We start from the raw sequence: 19,034 nt of genomic DNA, 5'->3' as shown, positions 1-19,034 counted from the left end.
CACGCGGTGCCCGAAATCGCCCCCACCACGATCATCTCCGGGTCACACTCTCGCACTCCCGCACTCCCGCACTCCCGCACTCCCGCACTCCCGCACTCCCGCACTTTCGCACTTTCGCACTCCCGCACTCCCGCACTCCCGCACTTTCGCGCTCAGCTGGACAGCGGACACGTCCCCGGCACCGGCAACGGCGCGGAGACCGGTGGGTCGGGATAGTACTGGATGGTCTGCTGGACGCTCTCGGCGACGCTGTCGCCGGCGATCATCTGCACCAGCTGCAGCGCCTCGTCGAGCCCGGCCGAGATCCCCGCGCCGGTGACGCGCACCGCGCCTCCGCCGGTGCCCGGATCGACGACGAAGCGCGGGAAATCGCCGTCGCCGCCGATCACCGTGATCCCCTCGAACTGGCAGAGGCAGGGGAGGAAGGCCCAGTGCGTCGTCGCCTGGTAGCCGTCGAGCAGGCCGGCGCTGGCCAGCACCAGCGCGCCCTCGCAGACCGACGTCACCCAGCGCGCCTGCTGCGCCCAGCCCCGCAGCGTCTCGAGCAGGTACTCGTCCGCCATCGCCGCCTGCAGCCCGTCCAGGCCGGCGCCGGGGACCCAGATCACGTCGACGGACGGCACCGCGTCGAAGGTGACGTCGGGGAGGATGCGCGTGCCGTCGCGCGTGGGCACCGGGTCGTCGCTCTCCGCGGCCAGCAGCACCTCCACCGGGCCCGCGGCCGACCAGCTCTCGGCCATCCAGCTGAAGATCTCGCGCGGCGCGGCCACGTCCATCAGGTCCACGGCCGGGTAGAGGGGGATGACGATGCGGAACGGGGTGACGGCCGGCGGCATGGGCATTCTCCGGGGATGGGCGTTCGGGTGATGAAGCCGCGTACGGATGCGGCATGAAGGGCACGCGCGCAACTGGATCGCCATCGCGCGAGGAGATCTCCGCTTGTCCCCCGGCGCCGCTGGCGTCAGATTTCGGGCAGCTCCCCTCGCGTTCCCTCGATCTTCCAGGTGATGGCAATTCCCTCCAGCCGATCCGCTCGCGCCGCGCCCAGACCCGTTCGCCTGGGCGGCTCGGTGTCGCTGGAGTGGAAGCTCCCGCTGCTGATGACGGCTTTCCTGGCCGCCGGGCTGGCGGTGATGATCGTACTGACCTGGCGCACCGTCTCGATGCGCGCCGAGGCGATCGTCCGCGACCGCCTGAATCACGCCGTGCGCGAGGTGGCGAAGGGCGCGGAGGCGTCGCTCTCGCAGCGCGCGGCGATGCTGCGCGGCGCGGCGGCCGATGCGGCGGTGCGGCGCGCGCTGATGGCGTCACAGGACGGCGGGGCCGCGGCGCCGGAGATCGCGGCCGCGCGCGCGGTGCTCACCGGGCTGGACGGAGGACGGGATCCCGCGCCGGCGGAGCTGTGGGACCTGACGGGACGCGTGGTCGCGCGGCTGGAGGGCGACTCGTCGACGGCGGCGGAGCGCGCGGCGCTGCTGCGCGCGGACGGTCCCGGCGCCGGCGTGCGCTTCGGGCCGCAGCACCTGGACGGCCGCCGCGTGCGCTTCTGGGCGTACGCGCCGGTGGCGGGCGACGGCGGCGCGCGGGTGGGGTGGCTGGCGCAGGAGCGCGGCATCGGCGGCCCGCGCGACGCCATGCGCATGCTGCGCGAGTTCATGCGCGAGGACGTGCATCTCTACACGCGCAACGCGGACGGGAGCCTGTGGTCCGTGCACCCCGGCGTGCCCGTGGCGGCGCCGGTCCGCCGCGACTCGGCCGGCGAGTCGCTGTGGCACGAGCGCGCGGGCGGGGAGCGCTTCCTTGCCGCCGAGGCCCGCATCGAGGGGACGCCGTGGGTGATGGTGATGGAGAGCCCCGCCGCATGGGTCGTGGCGCGTCCCAAGCGCACGGTGCTCATGCTGGCGCGGATGGGGCTGGTGCTGGCCGCGCTCGGGGGACTGCTCGCCTGGCTGGTCTCGCGCCGCATCACCCGGCCCCTGGCGACGCTGACGGCGGCGTCCGAGGCGGTGGCGGCGGGGCGCTACGACCGGCGCGTGTCCGGCGCCGGGCGCGACGAGGTGGGGCGCCTGGCCGCCAGCTTCGACGCCATGGCGCGGCAGGTGGAGTCGGCGCGGCGCGCGCTCGAGGAGCAGGTGGAGGAGGCCACGGCCGCCGCCGAGGGGCTGGAGGAGGCCAACGCCGAGCTGCGGCAGGCGCGCGACGACGCCGAGCGGGCGCGCGCCGAGGCCGAGCAGGCCAGCCGCGCCAAGGGCGACTTCCTGGCGGTGATGAGCCACGAGCTGCGCACGCCGCTGAACGCCATCGGCGGCTACGCGCAGCTGATCGAGATGGGGATCCACGGCCCGGTGACCGACGCGCAGCGCGAGGCGCTGGAGCGCATCGCCCGCAGCCAGGCGCACCTGCTGACGCTGATCAACCAGGTGCTGAGCTACGCCCGGGTCGACGCGCGGCAGGTGCAGTACGTGGTGTCCGACGTGCCCGTGGCGGAGATGCTGGCAGAGGTGGAGTCGCTGGTGGCGCCGCAGGTGGCCGCGTCGGGGGTGGCGTTCCACCGCGATGCGGCCGAGCCGGCGCTGGCCGTGCGCGCCGATGCGGACAAGGTGAGGCAGGTTCTCCTCAACCTCCTGGGCAACGCGGTGAAGTACACGCCGCCCGGCGGCACGGTGGCGCTGGAGTGCGAGGCCGACGAGCGCGAGGTGCGCATCCGCGTGCGCGACACCGGCACGGGGATCCGCGCGGAGCGGCTGCCGCACATCTTCGAGCCGTTCGTACAGGGCGAGCGCGCCCTCAACCGCCCGGACGAAGGCGTGGGGCTGGGGCTGGCGATCAGCCGCGAGCTGGCACGGGGGATGGGCGGCGAGCTGAGCGTGTGGAGCGAGCCCGGCACGGGCTCCGCCTTCACCTTCACGCTGCCGCGCGGCGTGCTGACCATCCCCGTGCACGGCATTGGCATCGGCGGACCGGTCACCGTATCCTCCTGATCCGGTTCGACGGGTCGGAAGAAGAGGGCAGGGCAGCGGAAGCGCATCCGCTGTCCTGCTTCGTCGTGCGCATAATGATACCAAATCTCCGGATTAATGATGCATCGGAGGAAGGAATGTCATTCCGAAGGCGCTGCGCCGCCCTGTCCTCCATGCCGAAGCCGTGGCGCCTGAGGAATCTGTGGCCGGTTCCCGAGCCACAGGCCGCCTGTCGCTCGGACGCATGCCACAGATTCCTCGGGCGCCGCCTGGCATCCGTGCGATTGGAGATTCGGAGCAGCGGCGCCGCTCGGAATGACATCTGATCCGAATGCACAATCAATTGCGGCAGCCGGGCAGGCGCGCTTCGTCACACCGGCTGCAGCGGGCGATGGGGCCCGGGCGGGAGCTCGACGCGGATGGCGTCGCCGGGGCGGACGCGGCCGCCAGCGATGACGACGGCCATGATGCCGCCTTTGCGCACCAGCTCGCCGTGCTCGTCGCGATCGAGCACGGCGGACATAAGCCCGGGCTGGAAGCGGTCCAGCTGCACGCACGGGTTGCGCAGGCCGGTGACCTCCACCACCGCCTCGTCGCCCAGCCGCAGGCGCGTGCCGGTGGGAAGGGCGAGCAGGTCGACGCCGCGCGTGGTGACGTTCTCGCCCATGTCGCCGGGGCGCACGGTGAAGCCGGCGTCGCGCAGCTCGTCGTGCAGCTCGGCGTGGACCAGGTGCACCTGGCGCAGGTTGGGCTGCGTGGGGTCGCGCGCCACGCGCGAGCGGTGCTTCACCGTCACGCCCAGGTGCGCGTCGCCTTCCACCCCCAGGCCGGCGAGCAGGCGGATCACATCCGCATTCGGCTTGCTGAAGGTGTGCGCCGGGCTGACGCTGACCGCCGTCACCGTCGCGCTCGTCATCCCCATCTCCATTTCTGCCATTCGATGCCGTCAGCCGCGCCGGACGCGCCAGCCGCCGTCTAGGAGCGGGACGGTGGCGCAGCACGGGCCGCCGTCGCGCGCGGTGCCCGCGATGCGCGCCTCGAGGACGGCTCCGGGGGTAGCGAGCGCTTCCTCCACCAGCGCGGGGGTGATGCCGGCCGTCTTCACCTTCGCGCGGCGCGTCCAGCAGCTCCCCGCCTGGCCGGCCGACGTCCCCGAGCTGACGTAGATGAAGCGGTCCGAAGGCGACCCCTGCGCGAACGGGCCGAGCAGGTTCACCGTGCCGTCCCCGCGCGGCGCGGCGCGAACCGTCAGCTCGAACGCGATCTCGTCTCCCGAGACGCAGGCCGGCGGGAGCAGCCCGTCGCGGCCGCGCTGTACGGCGAAGGTCACGCCGGGCGGCGGCCGCAGCACGACGATGCGGAGCGGGAGCTCGCGTTCCATCTCCTTGCTCATCGCGCGACTCCCATCTCGGCCGCCCAGGCGTGGCAGGGGTGGAAGAAGAGGGCGGCATCGCGTGCCGGATCGAGCCAGGACATCTCGTCTTCCGCGGGATGAATCACATCTCCAACTAGCTCGGCAAGGACGAACACCGCCGCCATCTCGTACCAGCATCCCTCGTCCGCCGCGTGGAAGTGCTGCGTCGCGCGGGCGATCCGGTCTCCCGGGCGCGCCTCGCGGCCCAGCTCCTCGCGGATCTCGCGCAGCACCGTCTCCTCCGGCGTCTCGCCGGCGAGCGAGCCGCCGCCGGGGAGCCAGAAGCGGCCACCGCGGCCACGGACGGCCGCGACGTGCCCCTCTCCATCCACGATCACGGCGTACGCGGCGTGGCGCGGGCGGGACGCCACCTCGCCGGGCGCGGCGCCGAAGGTGCGCGCGGGGAGCTCCGTCTCGGCGCGCATCACGGGCGGACGAGGTCGAAGACGAGGTAGTACGGCACGCGCGCGGCGTCCTCCAGGTCCGGGCGCGCGCGGATGGCGTCGTCGGTGGGACGCGGCTCGCGGAGCGCGCGGAGGTGGAAGCCGGCGTCCAGGATCCAGCCGAGCCAGTCCTCCAGCGTGGCGTGCAGCGCGGGCGTGGTGAAGTCGTACGCCCAGCCGCTCCACGCGTACTCCAGCGGCCCGCGCTCGAAGTAGCGGTCGATGCAGAGCCATCGCTTGGTGCCGCGCTCGTCCTTCTCCCAGCGGCGGAACGGCGTGTCGCTGCACGGGTGGGTGATGGAGGCCACGAAGCGCCCGCCCGGCCGCAGCGCCGCGCGCACGCCGCGGAGCACGCCCGGCACGTCGGCCATGTCCTGCAGCGCCACGCACGACGTGGCCAGGTCGAACGACGCGGGGTCGAGGCCGGCGACGACCTCGGCGGCGTCGCCTTCGAGATAGTCGATGCCGAGCGGCGCGGCGATCTCTTCGCGCCGCGCGTGCTCCAGCATCCGCGGGGAGAGGTCGACGCCGGCGACGCGCGCGCCGCGCTTCGCCATCTCCCGCGCGAAGTAGCCGCTGCCGCAGCCGACGTCGAGCACGCGCAGCCCGCGCACCTCGCCGCACAGGGCCACCTGCTGCGGGCCGAGGAACTCGTAGCGGTAGAAGTCGCGCCCGGAGGCCTGGCCCTGCGCGTACGCGTCGGCCGCGCGGTCCCAGGCGTCGCGGGCGGACGCGGCGTCGAAGCGCGCGGTGGGCTCCGGCATCGGGTTCGGTGGGCGGGGGAGCGGTGCGTCAGCCGTGGAAGTCGCCGGCCGCGCGGGCCGATTCCTGGCGCACGCGCTCGGCGTGCAGGCGCTTGCGCATGTTGGTGGCGGTCACGCCGAGCTGCTCGAACACGCTGTGGTGATGCCGGCTGTTCGCCGATTCGGTGGACAGGCGGTGCCGGGGATCGTGCGCGTCGAGCCACGCCAGCTCGTCGCGGCTGAGCCGCGCGATGCGGTCGAGCATCTCCATGTCCTCCAGGCTGTCGGCGGCGTGCGCGGCCGCGGAGAGCGCGTGGAAGGCGGTCTCGTGCTCGCGCAGCTCGAACGCGGCGCGCTGGATCTCGAGCAGCTGCTCGAGGAGGGGGCGAATGGCTTCCTTGATGGGCATGGCGAGGCGTGCGGGTCTGGTGGTTCCCGGCTCGTCGTCAGAGCGCTGCGGAACTCGTGCCGTCGTGCGTCACCCCGCGTCCAGCGCGGTGGGATGCGCCGGCTGGTACAGCCCGATCGCGGCGCCGCTGGGGAGGCGGAGCGTGGTGCTGGCGCCCCAGTCCGCCGCCTGCGCCGGCGCGAGCGCCACGCCGCGGCGCTCCAGCGCCGCCATCTCCGCCGCCAGGTCGTCGCACATCAGGTACAGCACCGTTCCGGCCAGCGGGGTGCCGCCGTGCGCCTGCGCGAACGCGCCGTCGGAGGGGTGGACGCCCAGCTCCGCGGGCGGCAGGCGGAAGATGAGCCAGCCGCCGCCCAGCTCCACGTGCCTCCATCCCAGCACGTCGCGGAAGAAGGCGCGGTCCGCGTCGGGATCGGTGCTGTAGAGCAGGAAGTGCGCGCCGTAGATCATCTTCCTTCTCCCGGGGAGAGGATGAGCGACGCGCTCAAGCATACGCGCGCACCGTCTCCGCGCCAGAGTTTCGGGGGGATGCGCGGGATGACACTGGTGCTGCCCCGGCCGCCGTGAAAGCCTCGGTGATACCTTCGAACGATGTCATCCTGAGGGAGGCGCCGCGCCGAGACCGCGTCGGCACCGAAGCTGTGCGCCGACCGAAGGATCTACTTGCCCCCACGGTCAGGCCGGCTCATCGCGCCGGCATCCGTTCGCGCCAGGCAAGATCCTTCGGGCGCGGCAAACGATGGCGCAGACGCGAGTTGCGGTGCCCGCGCCCTCAGGATGACACCGTGGGTGTCCTGCGCATCATCATCACTCCATCCTTGCCATCCGATTTCGCGGCTCGAAGCGGATGGGGAGGCTCGACGGGCCGTGCACGTGAAAACCCTCGCGCGGCTCCCAGTCGTCGCCGGCGGTGATCTCGATCTCGCCCAGGCGGTCGAGGAGGTGCGCGAGGGCGACGCGGCCCTCGATGCGCGCCAGCGCCGCGCCCATGCAGAAGTGGATGCCGTGCCCGAACGCCACGTGCGGGTTGGGGTCGCGCGCCACGTCGAAGCGCGCGGGCTCGGCGAAGCGCGCCGGGTCGCGGTTCGCGGCGCCGATCCACGCCAGCACCAGCGCGCCCGCCGGGATGGCGCGGCCGCCCAGCTCCACCTCGCGCTTCGCCCTGCGGAAGACGGCCTGCACGGGCGAGCGGTAGCGCAGCACCTCCTCGACCGCGCCGGGGACGAGCGCCGGCTCGGCGCGGAGGCGCGCGAGCTGGTCCGGGTGCGCGGCGAGGGACAGGACGGCGTTGGAGATGAGGTTCGCCGTGGTCTCGTGGCCGGCCAGCAGGAGGAGCTCGAAGAAGCCCAGGATGTCCTCCTCCGCCAGCCGCTCGCCCTCGATCTCCACCTCCACCAGCCGCGTCAGCAGGTCGTCTCGCGAATTTCGCCGCCGCGCCTCCAGCAGCGGGGGGAGGTACGCCGCCATCTCGTCGTGCGCGGCGACGAAATCCGCCACCGCGCGCGCCGCCGCGTCGTCGTCGGCCACCGTGTGCGCCATCGCCACCATCGCGTCGGTCCAGCGCCGGAAGCGGGGACGGTCCTCGGCCGGCGCGCCCAGCATCTCCGCGATCACCAGCAGCGGCAGCGGGACGGCGTAGTCGGCCACCAGGTCCATCTCCCCGCGCTCGATGGCGGGATCGAGCAGCCCGCGCGACAGCTCGCGGATGCGCGGCTCCATCGCGGCCACCGCGCGCGGGGTGAAGGCGCGCATCACCAGCCCGCGCAGGTGGGTGTGCCGCGGGGGATCGGAGAAGATGAGCCACCTCGACGTGCGCGGCGCGTTCGGCGCGACCACCGAGCTGAACACGTCGGCGTCGTTCAGCGCGCGCCTGACGCTGTCGTAGTCGAACAGCATCCAGTGGCCCGAGCGCGGCTCCTGGAACACCGGCGCGGCGGCGCGCAGCCGGTCGTACAGCGGATAGGGATCGCGGCGGGTCTCGGGGGAGAAGATGTCCATCGTCGCGGCCTCCATCGCCGTGATCGGTCGGGGGTTGATCGCGCCGCCGCTACCCGCGCCCGAACGCGCGCAGGGCGACGGCAACCACCTCGCGCGCCAGCGGCTCGTCGACGGGCGCGCCGGACATCAGGAAACGGTAGAAGAAGGGCGCGCTGACCACGTCCGTGGCGAGCGTCACGTCCAGGTCCGCGCGCAGCTCTCCGCGCGCGACGCCGCGCTCGAGCACCGCGCGCATCGCGTCGCGCCAGGTGGCCTCGAAGCCCGAGCGGATCGCGTGGGCGATGCGCTCGCTCCGCGCCATCGCCGCCACCAGGCCGGAGAGGAGCGCGCCGCTGGCCGGGTCGCCGTACATCCCCAGCGCCACGCGCATCATCCCCATCAGGTCGCCCTCCGCCGTTCCCGTGTCGGGGACGGGGATGGACGCCACGATGCGGCCGATGGCCTCGATCACCAGGGTCTCCTTGTCCTTCCAGCGCCGGTAGACGGTGGCCTTGCCCACGCCCGCGCGCGCGGCGATCGCCTCCATCCCCACCGCGTCGTAGCCGATTTCGCGGATCAGCGCGACCGCGGCGCGGAGGATCGCGTCGTGCGCCTCCTCGCTGCGCGGCCGCCCGGGTGACCGGGTCGCCGCCTCTTGGATGGGAGATTCGATACGGATGCGTTCCATAATCCAAGTTTACGTTTTCAGATTACGGAACGCAAGTGTATCGTATCTGGAGATGCGAAAGGCCGGAGCAGCGTCCGGCCTTTCGCGTCACCGCCGGCACGATCGCGCGGCGGTGGTCAGGTCGCGCAGGTGCAGCAGCCCTGGAAGCAGTGGCCCACGCCGCCGTTCTCGGGGAACCAGGCCAGGCACTGGCTCTCGCAGTTCGCCTGCGACGAGCAGGCGCCGACCAATCCGGCCGACGGGTTGAACGGGCACGTGGACGCCGCCCGCGGCGACGCGCTGAGCTGCGACGCGCCGAACCCCAGCGCTGCCGCGATGGCGACGCCGAAAACGGCCCTTGCTACCCGCGTGGTGTCGAGCATGGCTACTCCTCGTGATGCAAGCTCCCACCGGATCGCGCGGATCATCCGCGCGATCGATGTCGAACGTTTCGCCGCAAAACGAGTGCCCTCAACGGAACGTGCGTGTGAGCTGCGCAACGATGGGCGTATCCGGAAAAAAGCCGCCAGCCGTGCGGGAGGCGGTGCTCCACACGGCCGGCGCGACGCGAAGGATGAGCGGGCTCTACGCGACGATCGACAGCACCACGCGCACCACCCAGACCATCGCCGCCAGCAGCACGGGGAGGAGGGTGAGGCCCACGGAGAAGATGAGGCCCTGGCGGAAGAGGATCGGCCCCAGGTCCGGCGCGCGGCGGCCCCAGACGGCCCGCGCCACCATCTCCGTCACCCACCCCAGCGTGTAGCACCCGTTCGCCAGGATGCCGTAGACTGCCGCCGCGGCCAGGATCCCCAGGTCCACGCCGCCGGAGGTGCGCGGCGGGAGGAAGGAGAAGAGCGACACGCCCGCCAGCGTCACCAGTCCCGCCGCGCCGACCACCTTGTTGAAGAACAGGCGCCGCGACTCCCACCACTTCAGCGACGACAGCGGCGTGCGCCGGATGTCGGGAATGGGATACAGCACCTCGACCAGCTGCGACATCGATCACCTCCACTGAGCTTCGTGCCTCGGGACGGGATCACGATAATGATCCATCGGTCTCACCGTCAAGTACTTTGTGATGCAGAGTTGGTGCCGCCGCGATGGCTTACCATGGCTCCGGCGCCGGCTGTCCATCGACACTCCCGCTCAGGTGGTCGATGCCGCCAGACCTGATACCGGATTGAACGAATGGCTGTGCATTCGATTGGATCTGATGAGAATAGGCTCACACGGAGGGAACGGAGGAAACGGAGGATGATGAGCAAATCCTCCGTTTCCTCCGTTCCCTCCGTGTGAGTCATTCTGTTGGTCTGATTGCACAATTGATCCAAGGATTCGGGATCAGTGCGGCGCCGCGCTCTCCGCGTCTCCGCGCGAGGCCGTCTTTTCCTCTCCGGCCTTGCGCATGTACGCGTCGAGGCCGGTGCGCGCCATCGCGCGGACGCGGGCGTGCAGGAAGGGCGTCCAGCCGAGCAGCAGCCCGGAGGGGCCGAGCGCCTGGCGGGCCCAGCGCCAGAACGAGAACAGGTCCTCGTGGCGGATGATCAGCCCGTCGCGGAAGCCGAACGCCGCGTCGACGTGGTTCAGCACGCGCCGGCCGGTCTGCGTGAAGGTGTAGCGCGCGTCCCAGTGCGCCTCGCCGGCGGCGTCGTTCGCGGAGACGCCGGAGAACGCGATCTCCAGGTCCTTGGCGCGCCCGCAGAGCATCGCCCACATCGCACCCACCTCGGCGCCCTCCAGCTCGCCGAACACGGGGTCGCAGAAGAGGATGTCGGGATGGTAGCACGCCGCCATCCCGGCCGCGTCGCGCGCCCCGAAGGCGGTGTAGAACCGGCGGATCACGGCTTCGTTGGGATGCATGGGCGGATGCGGGGGTGACGGGCGGCCGAAGCCGCGGCAACAACTCCGACAGGCCTCGCGAACCGCGCGAGGCTTCACCTGCTTGCGGGACGAGACGGCGGCGCGGGCGGTCGACGGTCGCGCGAAGGCTGGATTCCGCAGCCTGCGCAGCAGGCTTCCCAATGTTCCAGCCGCGGGTTCACCCGCCCGTCCAACCGCCCGCGCGGAGGCGATCACGCCTCGGGCGGCATGCCGGTCTGCGCCTTCTCGCTGAGGGCCTCGATCCAGGTCTGGTGGCCCTTCTCCATCCGGCGCGGCATCAGCAGGCTGCCGGTGCGGGCGAGCCAGCCGTGCTGCGTCTCCTCGGTCAGGATTCGGGTTCCATCCTCCCGCGGCTCGAGCAGCCAGGCGTGGTACGCGTCCACGCCCATCCCCTTCGCGTCCCAGGCGATGCGCTCGCGCGGCTCGAATTCCACCACGCGCGAGGTCACCGTGACGCCGAAGGTGCGCCAGCGGAAGACCGTCCCCGCCGCCAGGTCCGGTCCATCACCCTCGAGAAACTCCACGTTGGCCGAGTTCTCGTACCACGTGGGCCACCGCGCCGCGCGCACCAGCCACGCCCACACCGCCTCCACCGGCGCCGGCGACACGATCTCGTTGGTGACGAAGACCGGCGTGTTGTCGGGGTGGTACCGCTCGGGCCAGCGGATCATCGCAAACAGGGGGAATGGGGATTCTACCGCTGGGAGATGACGAGCGTCGCGGTGGGCCCGCCGTCGTACTCCGACGGGTCGGCTTCCACCAGGCGGACGATGCTCGCGCCCACCGGTTCGCCGCTGCCGCGCATGCCGACGACGAGCTCGCGCCGCGAGCCGAACCCCTGGCGCACGGTGAGCGTCGCGTACGGCTCCTCCGTGCTGCCGTTGGTGAACCAGTGGTGGCCGACCGCGTCCAGGCGGATGGAGAGCCAGCTCCCTTCGACCATCACCTTCTCGCCGCGGCGGAGGGTGAACCGGTGGCCCGGCTCCACCCACGGGCCCCGGAACGCGTACGCGACGCCGGCCACCAGCACCGCCGCCGCGATCCATCGCCCCATCGACCGACGCCGCATGGCCACCTCCCGGCCGGGCGTGGAGACTCCCCGGAGAAGTCGCGGATGCCTCTCCCTGTCGCCCGCGTGCGAGGACGGGCGCGCGGGCCTCACGCCGACGCGCCGGCGGAGGCGCGGAATCCGCTGAGGCAGGCGCGCAGGCGCTCCTGCAACAGGAGCGAGAGGGCCGCACGCCCCGCCTCGGCCGCGCGCGCGTCGACCGCGGCGGAGCGGTCGATGGCCTCCATGCAGACCGCGCGCACCAGCTCCATCTCGCGCTCGATCTGCGCTTCCGTCCACCCCAGCCGCTGCCGCTGCGCGCCGTGCAGCTCGCCGATCAGCCGCTGGATGCGGCTCCCGTCGGCCAGCAGCTCGGTGGGCTCGCCGGCGGCGCCGCCCAGCACCGCCAGCGAGTTGGCCACGTCGATCACCAGCGTGCCCAGGTGGTCCGATACGTCCACGTCGGTCATCTCCGGCCCGATCGCCAGCGCCGGATCGGCGCGGGCGAGGCGCACGAACTCGTCCACCGTGGTCGTCACCTGCCGGAGGAGCGCCTCGGCCGCGGCGCCCAGCCCCTGCCGCGCGGCCGCCCGCGCTTCCGTGCCCGCTTCGGACCCGGCCGGCGCGCGTCCGGCGGGCGACGGCTCCGCCCGTGCGTCCGCGCCTTCGCCGCGCGCGCCGGGCGCGGGCGCACCGGCCGCGGGCAGGCGCAGGGTGAAGACGGCGCCGCCGCCGCCCTCGGCGCCGTGCCCCTCCACCGTCACCTCGCCCCCCATCATCCGCGCGAGGCGGCGGCTGATGGGCAGCCCCAGCCCGGTGCCGCCGTGCGGCCGGGTGAGCCCGGCCTCGCCCTGCACGAAAGGCTGGAAGATCCGCTCGGCGTCTTCGGGGCTCACGCCCGCGCCGGTGTCGCTCACCCGGAAGCACAGCCACGCGCCGCCGTCCTCGCCGCCCTCGGCGCGGCACTCCAGCGTCACGCGCCCGCCGGGGGGCGTGAACTTGATGGCGTTGGACAGCAGGTTCACCAGGATCTGCCTCACCCGGTACTCGTCGCCCAGGTAGCGCAGGTCGCCGGCGTCGGCGGTCAGGTCCACCAGCGTCAGCAGCCGGCCTGCGGCCTGCGGCCGCACCAGCGACAGCGCGCTCCGCGCGGTTTCGGCCGCGCGCACCTCGTCGCGGGCCACCACCATCCCCGCGGCCTCGGTCCTGGAGAAGTCGAGCACGTCGCCCACCAGCCGCAGCAGGTGGCGGCTGCTCTCCTGGGCGCGGGTGACGTAGGAGCGCTGCATCTCGCCCAGCGTGCCGCTGATATCCATCTCCAGCAGCTGCAGGTAGCCGATGATGGCGTTCAGCGGGGTCTGCACCTCGTGCGTCATGGTGGCCACGAAGACGTCGCGGGCCTTCAGCGCCTCCTCGGCCACGTCGCGCGCCTCGCGCAGCTGCTCCTCGGCCTGGAGCGCCTCCTCCAGCGCGGCCTCGGCGTCGGCCGCGGCGGTCTCGGCGGCGTCGCGGGCCTCGATCGCCTGGGCGTGCAGGTGCGCGTTGTCCACCGCCATGGCGGCGCGGCGCGCCAGGTCCTCGGCCATCACCACGTCGATGTCGCCGAAGCGCCGCTGCGTCTCGGCGGTCACGAAGGTCATGGCGCCCAGCACGCGGCCGCGCGCCACCATCGGCACGATCACGTACGAGCGGATCCCCAGCGCGCGCAGGAGCGCCCGGTGATGGTCGTCGTGCGCCAGGGCCACCAGCGCCGCGTCGGGCACGTCGAACACCATCTCCGGCCGCCCGGTGCGGATCACCCGCGGCGCGCCGATCAGGTCGCCGGCGCGCGGGGGATAACGCAGGTGCAGCTCGCGCGCGATCTCCTGCTTGGCGGCGTCGGGGTGCAGCACGGCCAGGCGCCGCAGCTCGCCCTCGGGCGTCAGCACGTCCACGATGCACCACGCGTCGAGGTAGGGAAGCGACATCCCCGCCACCGTGGTCAGCGTGGTCTCGTAGTCGAGCGAGTCGGCCAGGCAGCGGCTGACCTCGGCCAGGAACGAGAAGCGGTCGCGGCTGGCCCGGGCGGCGTCGCGCTCGTGCTCGGCCGTGCGCCGCGCCGCCCGGTCCCTCGCGTGGCCGGCGTCCCGGGGCGCGGAGACGTCGTCCCGCGCGGCCTGCTCCGTGTCCGGCCGGTCTGCTTCCACGTGACGGTCCCCGCAGTCGCCAGGGTGTGCCGGAAGGCGAGGGGCCGCGGCCGCCGTCGCGCGGCGGCCGGGCCGGTGAGACCCGCACCAGCAAATAGCTATCCGCGTCCGCGCCGGGTCAATGCCGTTTGTCGTCGCCGGAATGGCAGATCTGGTCGATCACCACCGCGCTCGCGAGGATGAGCACGTCGTCCTCGCCCTCGGCCACCTCGATGCCGTAGGTGTCGCCGAAGCTGAACCACTTCATCGACACCGTGGCCACCGTGCGCCCGCCGCGCCGGAAGGTGTACTCGTGGTCGAAGAAGTCGCCCTCGGCCTCCAGGTCGTCGGGCCCGGGCACGTCGACCGTGAACTTGTGGTGGAAGAAGGAGAAGAGCTGCTTCTTCACCACCGCGGCCAGCTGCCCGTTGCGATGGATCTCGTAGGTGGGGCCCCAGGAGAGCAGCTTCTGCCTGATGTACGCCAGCTCGTTCCCCTGCATGTCCTTGAACGACAGCTGGTTGCCCAGGCTGAACGCCTTCCCGTCCACGAAGAACACGTCGCGGCCGTGCTCGTCTCGCACGTGGAAGTCGTCGCCGAACGACAGTAGCCGCTGCTTCATCACGTATCGCATCACCATCTCCTGGAGTGTGTTGCCAGACCGAGGTCCCGGGACACTCTGGTGTCATCCTGAGGGCGGCGCCGCGCCGGATTCGCGTCCGCACCGAACGTTGGCGCCGACCGAAGGATCTACTCGCTTTTCGCACGGACCTGCTCGCTCGAGCGGATATCCGTCCCGCCATGCAAGATCCTTCGGGCGCGCAGAGTTCTTCGTGGACGCCACAGGCGGTACTCCGCGCCCTCAGGATGACAGGCGATGAGCGCGTCCTGCAGGTTCAGCAACACCCTCCGGGGCGACCGTCAGCGGTTCCCCGGCGCCGACGCGGGGGCGGCGCCCTCCGGCACCGGCTCGGCGGAGACGATGAGGTCCACCGTGTCGCGCCGCGCGCACTCGGGGTCGCCCTCGCACGACGCGGCCAGCACCCACGTGCGCATCCGCGACAGCCGCACGCGCCGGCCGACCAGCTCCTTCCGCTCGCACACCGCGAACGCGGCCTCCTGCGGCGACCTGGCCACGCCCGTGCCCTCCAGGTCCACGTAGCACGCGCGGTCGCCGCCCGTCAGCCCGCGGATCGTCACCACCTCCGCGCCCGTGCTGTCGGGGTTGCTCGCCGCGGCAGACGACGCCGTCGCGGGCGCGGCGACCGCGGTGGCGCGCGCCTGCTCGCCCAGCGCGCGCGTCTCCTTCGCATCCCCGCCGCACGCGGCCGCGGTCAGCGCCAGCACGACGGGCGCGGTGAGATGCAGGGAGATGCGGCGGCGGATGCGGAGCGGTGTCATGGGCGATCGAGGGGATGACGGGTGGGCGTGCAGGCGTGGAATGGCAACGTTACGGACGCGTCCCCGCATCCGCAATCGCGGCGCATGGAGGCGCGGCGTCCCGGAGCGGCGTGGGGCGGAGCGTCCGGGGGCGTCCGGCCAACCTTCGGCCGGACGCCCCCGGGGATCGATCCCTCGTTCTCCAGGCCGGGTGAGCGTCCACCGGCCGGTGTCCATCAGCCGTGCTTCCAGCCGATCAGCTTCAGCTTGCCCTGTCCGCCGCGGATGGCGGAAACCAGGTGGGTCTGGTACACCTCGGCCAGCGCCACCTCGTCGGCGGGGCCGGCCGGCGCCGTGTCCTCGAGCGCGAGCTGCTGCGACGAGTCCGTCGTCCAGGTCCGCAGTTCGAGGTTGCCCCCGCCGTCGCGCACCCCCGTCACCAGCCGGTCGGTCTCGAAGGCGGTGCCCACGCGGCCGATGGCGACCTTGCTGACCGACGCTCCGCCCGGGGCGCTGGAAAGCCGGTGGATGGTCATCGTGGTGTCCATCCCGACCGACCAGTCGATCACCTTCAGGCCGCCCGAGTCGTCGCGCACGGCCGTGGCGATCACCGCCCGCTCGTTCACCAGGCCCGGGTCCACCAGCGAGGTGAAGTATGCGCCCACCACCTCCGAAACCGCGCCCGCCGAGGCGTCGTCGCGCCGCTCCACCTGCCAGCCGTCGGACGACACGGACCACGAGATCACCCCCAGGTCGCCGCCCGCTTTGCGGACCGCGGTCACCACTCCGTATTTGGTGCCCACCACGGCCACCTTGTCGATGTCGATGTCGGTGGCCACGCCGCGGCGCTCGATCGTCGACCCGTCGGCCGCCACCTTCCACGCGGTCAGCTTCAGCTTCCCGCCTCCGGTACGTATGGCGGTGACCACCAGTCCCCGGGCGACGCACACCGCCACCTCGTCGGCCGCTACGTCCGTGACGGTGTCCTGCGGGGTGACCTGGTTGCCGTTCTGCGCGACCTTCCAGGCGGTGAGGCTCAGCTTGTCGTTGCCGTCGCGCGAGGCGGTCACGAACAGGTCCGGGGCGAGGGTGACCACGGCCACCCGGGAGACGGCATCTCCGGACGCGTGGCCCAGGTTCTCGATCTGCTGCGCGCCCGCGCCCCCGCTGCCGTCCGACACCTTCCAGACCTGCACCTTCAGCTTCCCGCCGTCGGTGCGGACCGCGGTGGCCACGAAGCCGAGGCCGAGCGTGCTCATGGCCAGCCGGGTGATGGCGGTTCCGGTGGTGTCGCCCTGCCTGATGAGCTGGTTTGCCATGGTGATACCCTCCTCCCGAGCGGGATGCGAGGACGAAAGGGACGCCAGGAACGGGTTTCCTGCGTCCCGCGGGACACGCTCCTCCTCGCGAACGGGGGAGGAACGCGTCTCTCCATGCGACGGGTTGCGTGGGAGCGTCCCGGTCGAAGGGCGGGACGCGAGGAGGCGCCGGGCGCACCGTTCCGGACGCCGTGGGAGCGCCGCCGGAGACCGGGCCTTGCCTGGATTCGTGGTCGGATGCGGCTGAAAGGAGTGGTCGTGCAGCCGCGGGCGTGAGGAGCGGGGCGGGAGGGAGGATTCGCTCCGTCCCGCCTCACAGGCATATCCCGCACCGGCGGCGGAACGATCGGGTGAAATGGTGGAGATCCCGCTCGTGCCGTGCGATTCACCCGTCGCGCCGCCCTCGGACGTTTCCGCTCCGGGATCGCACTATGGGACGGGGCCGCCTCGGTGGACCGGGGCGGCGATGGGGCGGGAGAATCTGAGCGCGGCACGGCGAAGATCGGTGCGGGGGCGCGCGCGTCCGCCTGGCGTCCGGATGCCGGCCGTGGCGCTGGGAGCCGGGTGCACGGTTGCCGCCGCTCTCCACGTGCCTTAGGATGGACGCGACCACGACAAGCGTTCCCGCCCGAGCCCGTCCGGCATCCCCCGCCGCACGGCGCGCGGCGGCGTGGAGTCGCCGGAAACCTTCCCACCGACGAGGTCGCTCCCCATGCGACGCAATCCCATCTCCCTACGACTCACCCCGGCCGCGCTGGCGCTGTCGCTGGTGCTGGCGGCGTGCAGCGACCGCGATCCGCTCGGCCCCACGCCGCGCGAGCCCGGCGGCCCCGCGTTGCGCGACGTCAGCGCGCAGGCGTGGAACGGCAACATCCGCATCGGCGTCGTCCCCGCCGCCGGCTCGGTGGACATCGGCGCCGCGGCGGCGTACGAGATCCGCGACCGCGTGACCGGCGCGCTGCTGATGAGCGGGAGCAACGGCTCGGCCACCGTCACCCTGCAGTCCGTCATCCGCTCGTGGTATCGCCTGCAGGTGATGTGCGGCAGCGCCGCCGCCGTCGCCACGCGCAAGGCGGCGGCGGAGGCGAAGGGGTATCCGACGATGACGGAGTTCGTCCCCGCGGCCAACTGCACGCGCCTGTTCATCGGCAAGTTCGATCCGCCGCCGGCCAACACCTTCGCCGCGCGGACGGCGTTCAAGAACCAGCTGATCGCCGAGGGGCTGGCCGCCGCCGACGCCTTCTACGTGGTGAAGGCGGACCCCGGCGTCACCGTCTACCGCGTCGCGCGCGGCGCGCAGACGGTGGACGCGAACAATCCCGTCTACCTGACCTCGTCCGACGGGCTCGTCACCATCGCCGGCGTCGTCTATCGCGGGCAGGCGGAGGTGCGGGTGAACGCGGCGGGGACGCTGGCGGGGATCAACCAGCTGCCGATGGAGGAGTACCTCTACGGCGTGGTGCCGCGCGAGCTGGGGCCGACGGTCTTCCCCGAGCTCGAGGCGCTGAAGGCGCAGGCGGTGGCGGCGCGCACCTACGCGCTTTCCGGGCTGGGCAAGCGCGCGTCCGACGGCTACGACCTGCTGGCCACCACGAGCGACCAGGTGTACGGCGGCTACGCGGCCGAGCACCCGATGTCCACGCAGGCGGTGGACGAGACCGCGGGAATCGCGGCGACTTACGACGGCAAGCTGATCACCGCGCTCTACTCGTCGACGACCGGCGGGCACACGGCGGACAACGAGGAGGCGTTCAACTCCGCGCCGGTGCCGTACCTGCGCGGCGTGCCCGACGCGGAGCGCGGCCAGGCGTTCGAGCACGTGCCCTCGCTGGAGGTTTTCCGCAGCCACGCCAACGCCGCCTCGCTGCGCAACGCGAAGGAGGGTGACTTCGAGAGCGACTGGGCGCGCTTCCACCGCTGGACCTTCGAGTGGTCGGCGGAGGAGATCAGCGAGGTGATCTCCGCCTACGCGGGGCAGCCGGTGGGGCGCGTGCTTGCCATCAACGTCACCCAGCGCGGGCCGTCGGGCCGGGCGATCGCCATCGAGTACGTGACCGAGGCGGGCACCTTCACCGACACGCGCGACCACATCCGCACGTCGCTGAAGTTCATCAACACCAGCGGCCAGCTGCAGTCGCTCCTCTCCACCCTCTTCTACATCGAGCCGGTGCTGGACCGGAAGACGGGCGAGGTGGACGGATTCGTGGTCTACGGCGGCGGCTTCGGGCACGGCGTGGGCCTGTCGCAGACCGGCGCCGTGGGGATGGCCGAGAAGGGCCGCGCCTACGACGAGATCCTCAAGCACTACTACCAGGGCATCGAGCTCACGAAGTGGTATTGAGGACCGGTTAGGATGAAGACGAACGGCCCGGAGATCGGATCTCCGGGCCGTTTCGCTGGCTGATTCCAAAGCTGACGTCATCCTGAGGCCGGCCAGACTGTAACCAGCGTCGGTGCAAGCGTTTGCAGGCCGAAGGATCTATAGGTAGTGACTCCCTTTGACATGGACGAATCGAACAGATAGCTTCTCGCGCCTGGGTTTCGCTGGCTTCCCCAAGCCTGGAGAGGGAGATGGCGCGCCAACGCACGAAGCAGAGTGAGCCGTGCCCGCACTGTGGAGGCACG

At 72.3% G+C, this 19,034-nt stretch carries 20 protein-coding genes; 2 read left to right on the top strand and 18 right to left on the bottom strand.

Annotated features, from left to right (window positions below):
• Nucleotides 1–152: 152 nt before the first annotated feature.
• Complete coding sequence (locus VF092_08220; protein ID HEX6747273.1) at nt 153–836, bottom strand: DJ-1/PfpI family protein; 684 nt, start codon at nt 834–836, stop codon at nt 153–155.
• 171 nt (nt 837–1,007) lie between these two features.
• Between VF092_08220 and VF092_08215 the strand changes: the two genes are divergently transcribed.
• Complete coding sequence (locus tag VF092_08215; GenBank protein HEX6747272.1) at nt 1,008–2,981, top strand: ATP-binding protein; 1,974 nt, start codon at nt 1,008–1,010, stop codon at nt 2,979–2,981.
• A gap of 349 nt (nt 2,982–3,330) precedes the next feature.
• Here VF092_08215 and VF092_08210 read toward each other — a convergent pair whose 3' ends face one another.
• The 17 genes from VF092_08210 to VF092_08130 all read right to left on the bottom strand — a co-directional run bounded on the left by VF092_08210 (nt 3,331) and on the right by VF092_08130 (nt 16,409).
• Complete coding sequence (locus VF092_08210) at nt 3,331–3,876, bottom strand: MOSC domain-containing protein (protein ID HEX6747271.1); 546 nt, start codon at nt 3,874–3,876, stop codon at nt 3,331–3,333.
• Between the two features lie 30 nt (nt 3,877–3,906).
• The gene (locus VF092_08205) at nt 3,907–4,353 is read right to left on the bottom strand and encodes a DUF5990 family protein (protein ID HEX6747270.1); all 447 of its coding nucleotides are present in this window, start codon (nt 4,351–4,353) and stop codon (nt 3,907–3,909) included.
• Nucleotides 4,350–4,799, bottom strand: a complete 450-nt coding sequence (locus VF092_08200; GenBank protein ID HEX6747269.1) for an NUDIX domain-containing protein — start codon at nt 4,797–4,799, stop codon at nt 4,350–4,352. Before VF092_08200 ends, VF092_08205 begins: the two co-directional genes overlap by 4 nt.
• Nucleotides 4,799–5,581: a class I SAM-dependent methyltransferase gene (locus VF092_08195; GenBank protein HEX6747268.1), complete on the bottom strand. Its 783-nt coding sequence runs from the start codon at nt 5,579–5,581 to the stop codon at nt 4,799–4,801. Before VF092_08195 ends, VF092_08200 begins: the two co-directional genes overlap by 1 nt.
• A gap of 28 nt (nt 5,582–5,609) precedes the next feature.
• Nucleotides 5,610–5,969, bottom strand: coding sequence for a hypothetical protein (locus VF092_08190; protein ID HEX6747267.1), 360 nt, complete (start codon nt 5,967–5,969; stop codon nt 5,610–5,612).
• 69 nt (nt 5,970–6,038) lie between these two features.
• Nucleotides 6,039–6,419 (bottom strand): hypothetical protein, encoded by a 381-nt coding sequence (locus VF092_08185; protein HEX6747266.1) that lies wholly within the window; start codon nt 6,417–6,419, stop codon nt 6,039–6,041.
• Nucleotides 6,420–6,776: 357 nt separating this feature from the next.
• Nucleotides 6,777–7,982: a cytochrome P450 gene (locus VF092_08180; GenBank protein HEX6747265.1), complete on the bottom strand. Its 1,206-nt coding sequence runs from the start codon at nt 7,980–7,982 to the stop codon at nt 6,777–6,779.
• 34 nt (nt 7,983–8,016) lie between these two features.
• Complete coding sequence (locus tag VF092_08175; protein HEX6747264.1) at nt 8,017–8,634, bottom strand: TetR/AcrR family transcriptional regulator; 618 nt, start codon at nt 8,632–8,634, stop codon at nt 8,017–8,019.
• A 116-nt stretch (nt 8,635–8,750) separates the two neighbouring features.
• A complete protein-coding gene (locus VF092_08170) occupies nt 8,751–8,996 on the bottom strand; it encodes a hypothetical protein (GenBank protein ID HEX6747263.1) in 246 nt (81 codons plus the stop codon).
• 202 nt (nt 8,997–9,198) lie between these two features.
• Nucleotides 9,199–9,615, bottom strand: a complete 417-nt coding sequence (locus tag VF092_08165) for a hypothetical protein (GenBank protein ID HEX6747262.1) — start codon at nt 9,613–9,615, stop codon at nt 9,199–9,201.
• Between the two features lie 342 nt (nt 9,616–9,957).
• Entirely contained in the window at nt 9,958–10,476 is a 519-nt protein-coding gene (locus VF092_08160) for a nuclear transport factor 2 family protein (GenBank protein ID HEX6747261.1), read from the bottom strand.
• Nucleotides 10,477–10,688: 212 nt separating this feature from the next.
• On the bottom strand, nt 10,689–11,168 hold the full coding sequence (locus VF092_08155) for an SRPBCC domain-containing protein (protein ID HEX6747260.1): 480 nt from the start codon (nt 11,166–11,168) through the stop codon (nt 10,689–10,691).
• A 23-nt stretch (nt 11,169–11,191) separates the two neighbouring features.
• Nucleotides 11,192–11,566, bottom strand: coding sequence for a hypothetical protein (locus tag VF092_08150; protein HEX6747259.1), 375 nt, complete (start codon nt 11,564–11,566; stop codon nt 11,192–11,194).
• An 89-nt stretch (nt 11,567–11,655) separates the two neighbouring features.
• On the bottom strand, nt 11,656–13,731 hold the full coding sequence (locus VF092_08145; GenBank protein HEX6747258.1) for an ATP-binding protein: 2,076 nt from the start codon (nt 13,729–13,731) through the stop codon (nt 11,656–11,658).
• A 118-nt stretch (nt 13,732–13,849) separates the two neighbouring features.
• Complete coding sequence (locus VF092_08140; GenBank protein ID HEX6747257.1) at nt 13,850–14,344, bottom strand: LURP-one-related family protein; 495 nt, start codon at nt 14,342–14,344, stop codon at nt 13,850–13,852.
• A 287-nt stretch (nt 14,345–14,631) separates the two neighbouring features.
• On the bottom strand, nt 14,632–15,111 hold the full coding sequence (locus tag VF092_08135; GenBank protein ID HEX6747256.1) for a hypothetical protein: 480 nt from the start codon (nt 15,109–15,111) through the stop codon (nt 14,632–14,634).
• Nucleotides 15,112–15,326: 215 nt separating this feature from the next.
• On the bottom strand, nt 15,327–16,409 hold the full coding sequence (locus tag VF092_08130; protein ID HEX6747255.1) for a hypothetical protein: 1,083 nt from the start codon (nt 16,407–16,409) through the stop codon (nt 15,327–15,329).
• A 712-nt stretch (nt 16,410–17,121) separates the two neighbouring features.
• Here VF092_08130 and VF092_08125 point away from each other — a divergent pair.
• Nucleotides 17,122–18,750, top strand: coding sequence for a SpoIID/LytB domain-containing protein (locus tag VF092_08125; protein ID HEX6747254.1), 1,629 nt, complete (start codon nt 17,122–17,124; stop codon nt 18,748–18,750).
• Nucleotides 18,751–19,034 lie beyond the last annotated feature (284 nt).

The sequence above is a fragment of the Longimicrobium sp. genome, from assembly GCA_036377595.1.
Taxonomy (GTDB): Bacteria; Gemmatimonadota; Gemmatimonadetes; order Longimicrobiales; family Longimicrobiaceae; genus Longimicrobium.
This window is presented reverse-complemented; position numbering and strand designations above follow the sequence as displayed.

Bases quoted from the DNA above. Each gene is read 5' to 3' on its own strand.
- VF092_08220 (HEX6747273.1), bottom strand. From the start codon at position 836: ATGCCGCCGGCCGTCACCCCGTTCCGCATCGTCATCCCCCTCTACCCG.
- VF092_08215 (HEX6747272.1), top strand. From the start codon at position 1,008: ATGGCAATTCCCTCCAGCCGATCCGCTCGCGCCGCGCCCAGACCCGTT.
- VF092_08210 (HEX6747271.1), bottom strand. From the start codon at position 3,876: ATGACGAGCGCGACGGTGACGGCGGTCAGCGTCAGCCCGGCGCACACC.
- VF092_08205 (HEX6747270.1), bottom strand. From the start codon at position 4,353: ATGAGCAAGGAGATGGAACGCGAGCTCCCGCTCCGCATCGTCGTGCTG.
- VF092_08200 (HEX6747269.1), bottom strand. From the start codon at position 4,799: ATGCGCGCCGAGACGGAGCTCCCCGCGCGCACCTTCGGCGCCGCGCCC.
- VF092_08195 (HEX6747268.1), bottom strand. From the start codon at position 5,581: ATGCCGGAGCCCACCGCGCGCTTCGACGCCGCGTCCGCCCGCGACGCC.
- VF092_08190 (HEX6747267.1), bottom strand. From the start codon at position 5,969: ATGCCCATCAAGGAAGCCATTCGCCCCCTCCTCGAGCAGCTGCTCGAG.
- VF092_08185 (HEX6747266.1), bottom strand. From the start codon at position 6,419: ATGATCTACGGCGCGCACTTCCTGCTCTACAGCACCGATCCCGACGCG.
- VF092_08180 (HEX6747265.1), bottom strand. From the start codon at position 7,982: ATGGAGGCCGCGACGATGGACATCTTCTCCCCCGAGACCCGCCGCGAT.
- VF092_08175 (HEX6747264.1), bottom strand. From the start codon at position 8,634: ATGGAACGCATCCGTATCGAATCTCCCATCCAAGAGGCGGCGACCCGG.
- VF092_08170 (HEX6747263.1), bottom strand. From the start codon at position 8,996: ATGCTCGACACCACGCGGGTAGCAAGGGCCGTTTTCGGCGTCGCCATC.
- VF092_08165 (HEX6747262.1), bottom strand. From the start codon at position 9,615: ATGTCGCAGCTGGTCGAGGTGCTGTATCCCATTCCCGACATCCGGCGC.
- VF092_08160 (HEX6747261.1), bottom strand. From the start codon at position 10,476: ATGCATCCCAACGAAGCCGTGATCCGCCGGTTCTACACCGCCTTCGGG.
- VF092_08155 (HEX6747260.1), bottom strand. From the start codon at position 11,168: ATGATCCGCTGGCCCGAGCGGTACCACCCCGACAACACGCCGGTCTTC.
- VF092_08150 (HEX6747259.1), bottom strand. From the start codon at position 11,566: ATGCGGCGTCGGTCGATGGGGCGATGGATCGCGGCGGCGGTGCTGGTG.
- VF092_08140 (HEX6747257.1), bottom strand. From the start codon at position 14,344: ATGCGATACGTGATGAAGCAGCGGCTACTGTCGTTCGGCGACGACTTC.
- VF092_08135 (HEX6747256.1), bottom strand. From the start codon at position 15,111: ATGACACCGCTCCGCATCCGCCGCCGCATCTCCCTGCATCTCACCGCG.
- VF092_08130 (HEX6747255.1), bottom strand. From the start codon at position 16,409: ATGGCAAACCAGCTCATCAGGCAGGGCGACACCACCGGAACCGCCATC.
- VF092_08125 (HEX6747254.1), top strand. From the start codon at position 17,122: ATGCGACGCAATCCCATCTCCCTACGACTCACCCCGGCCGCGCTGGCG.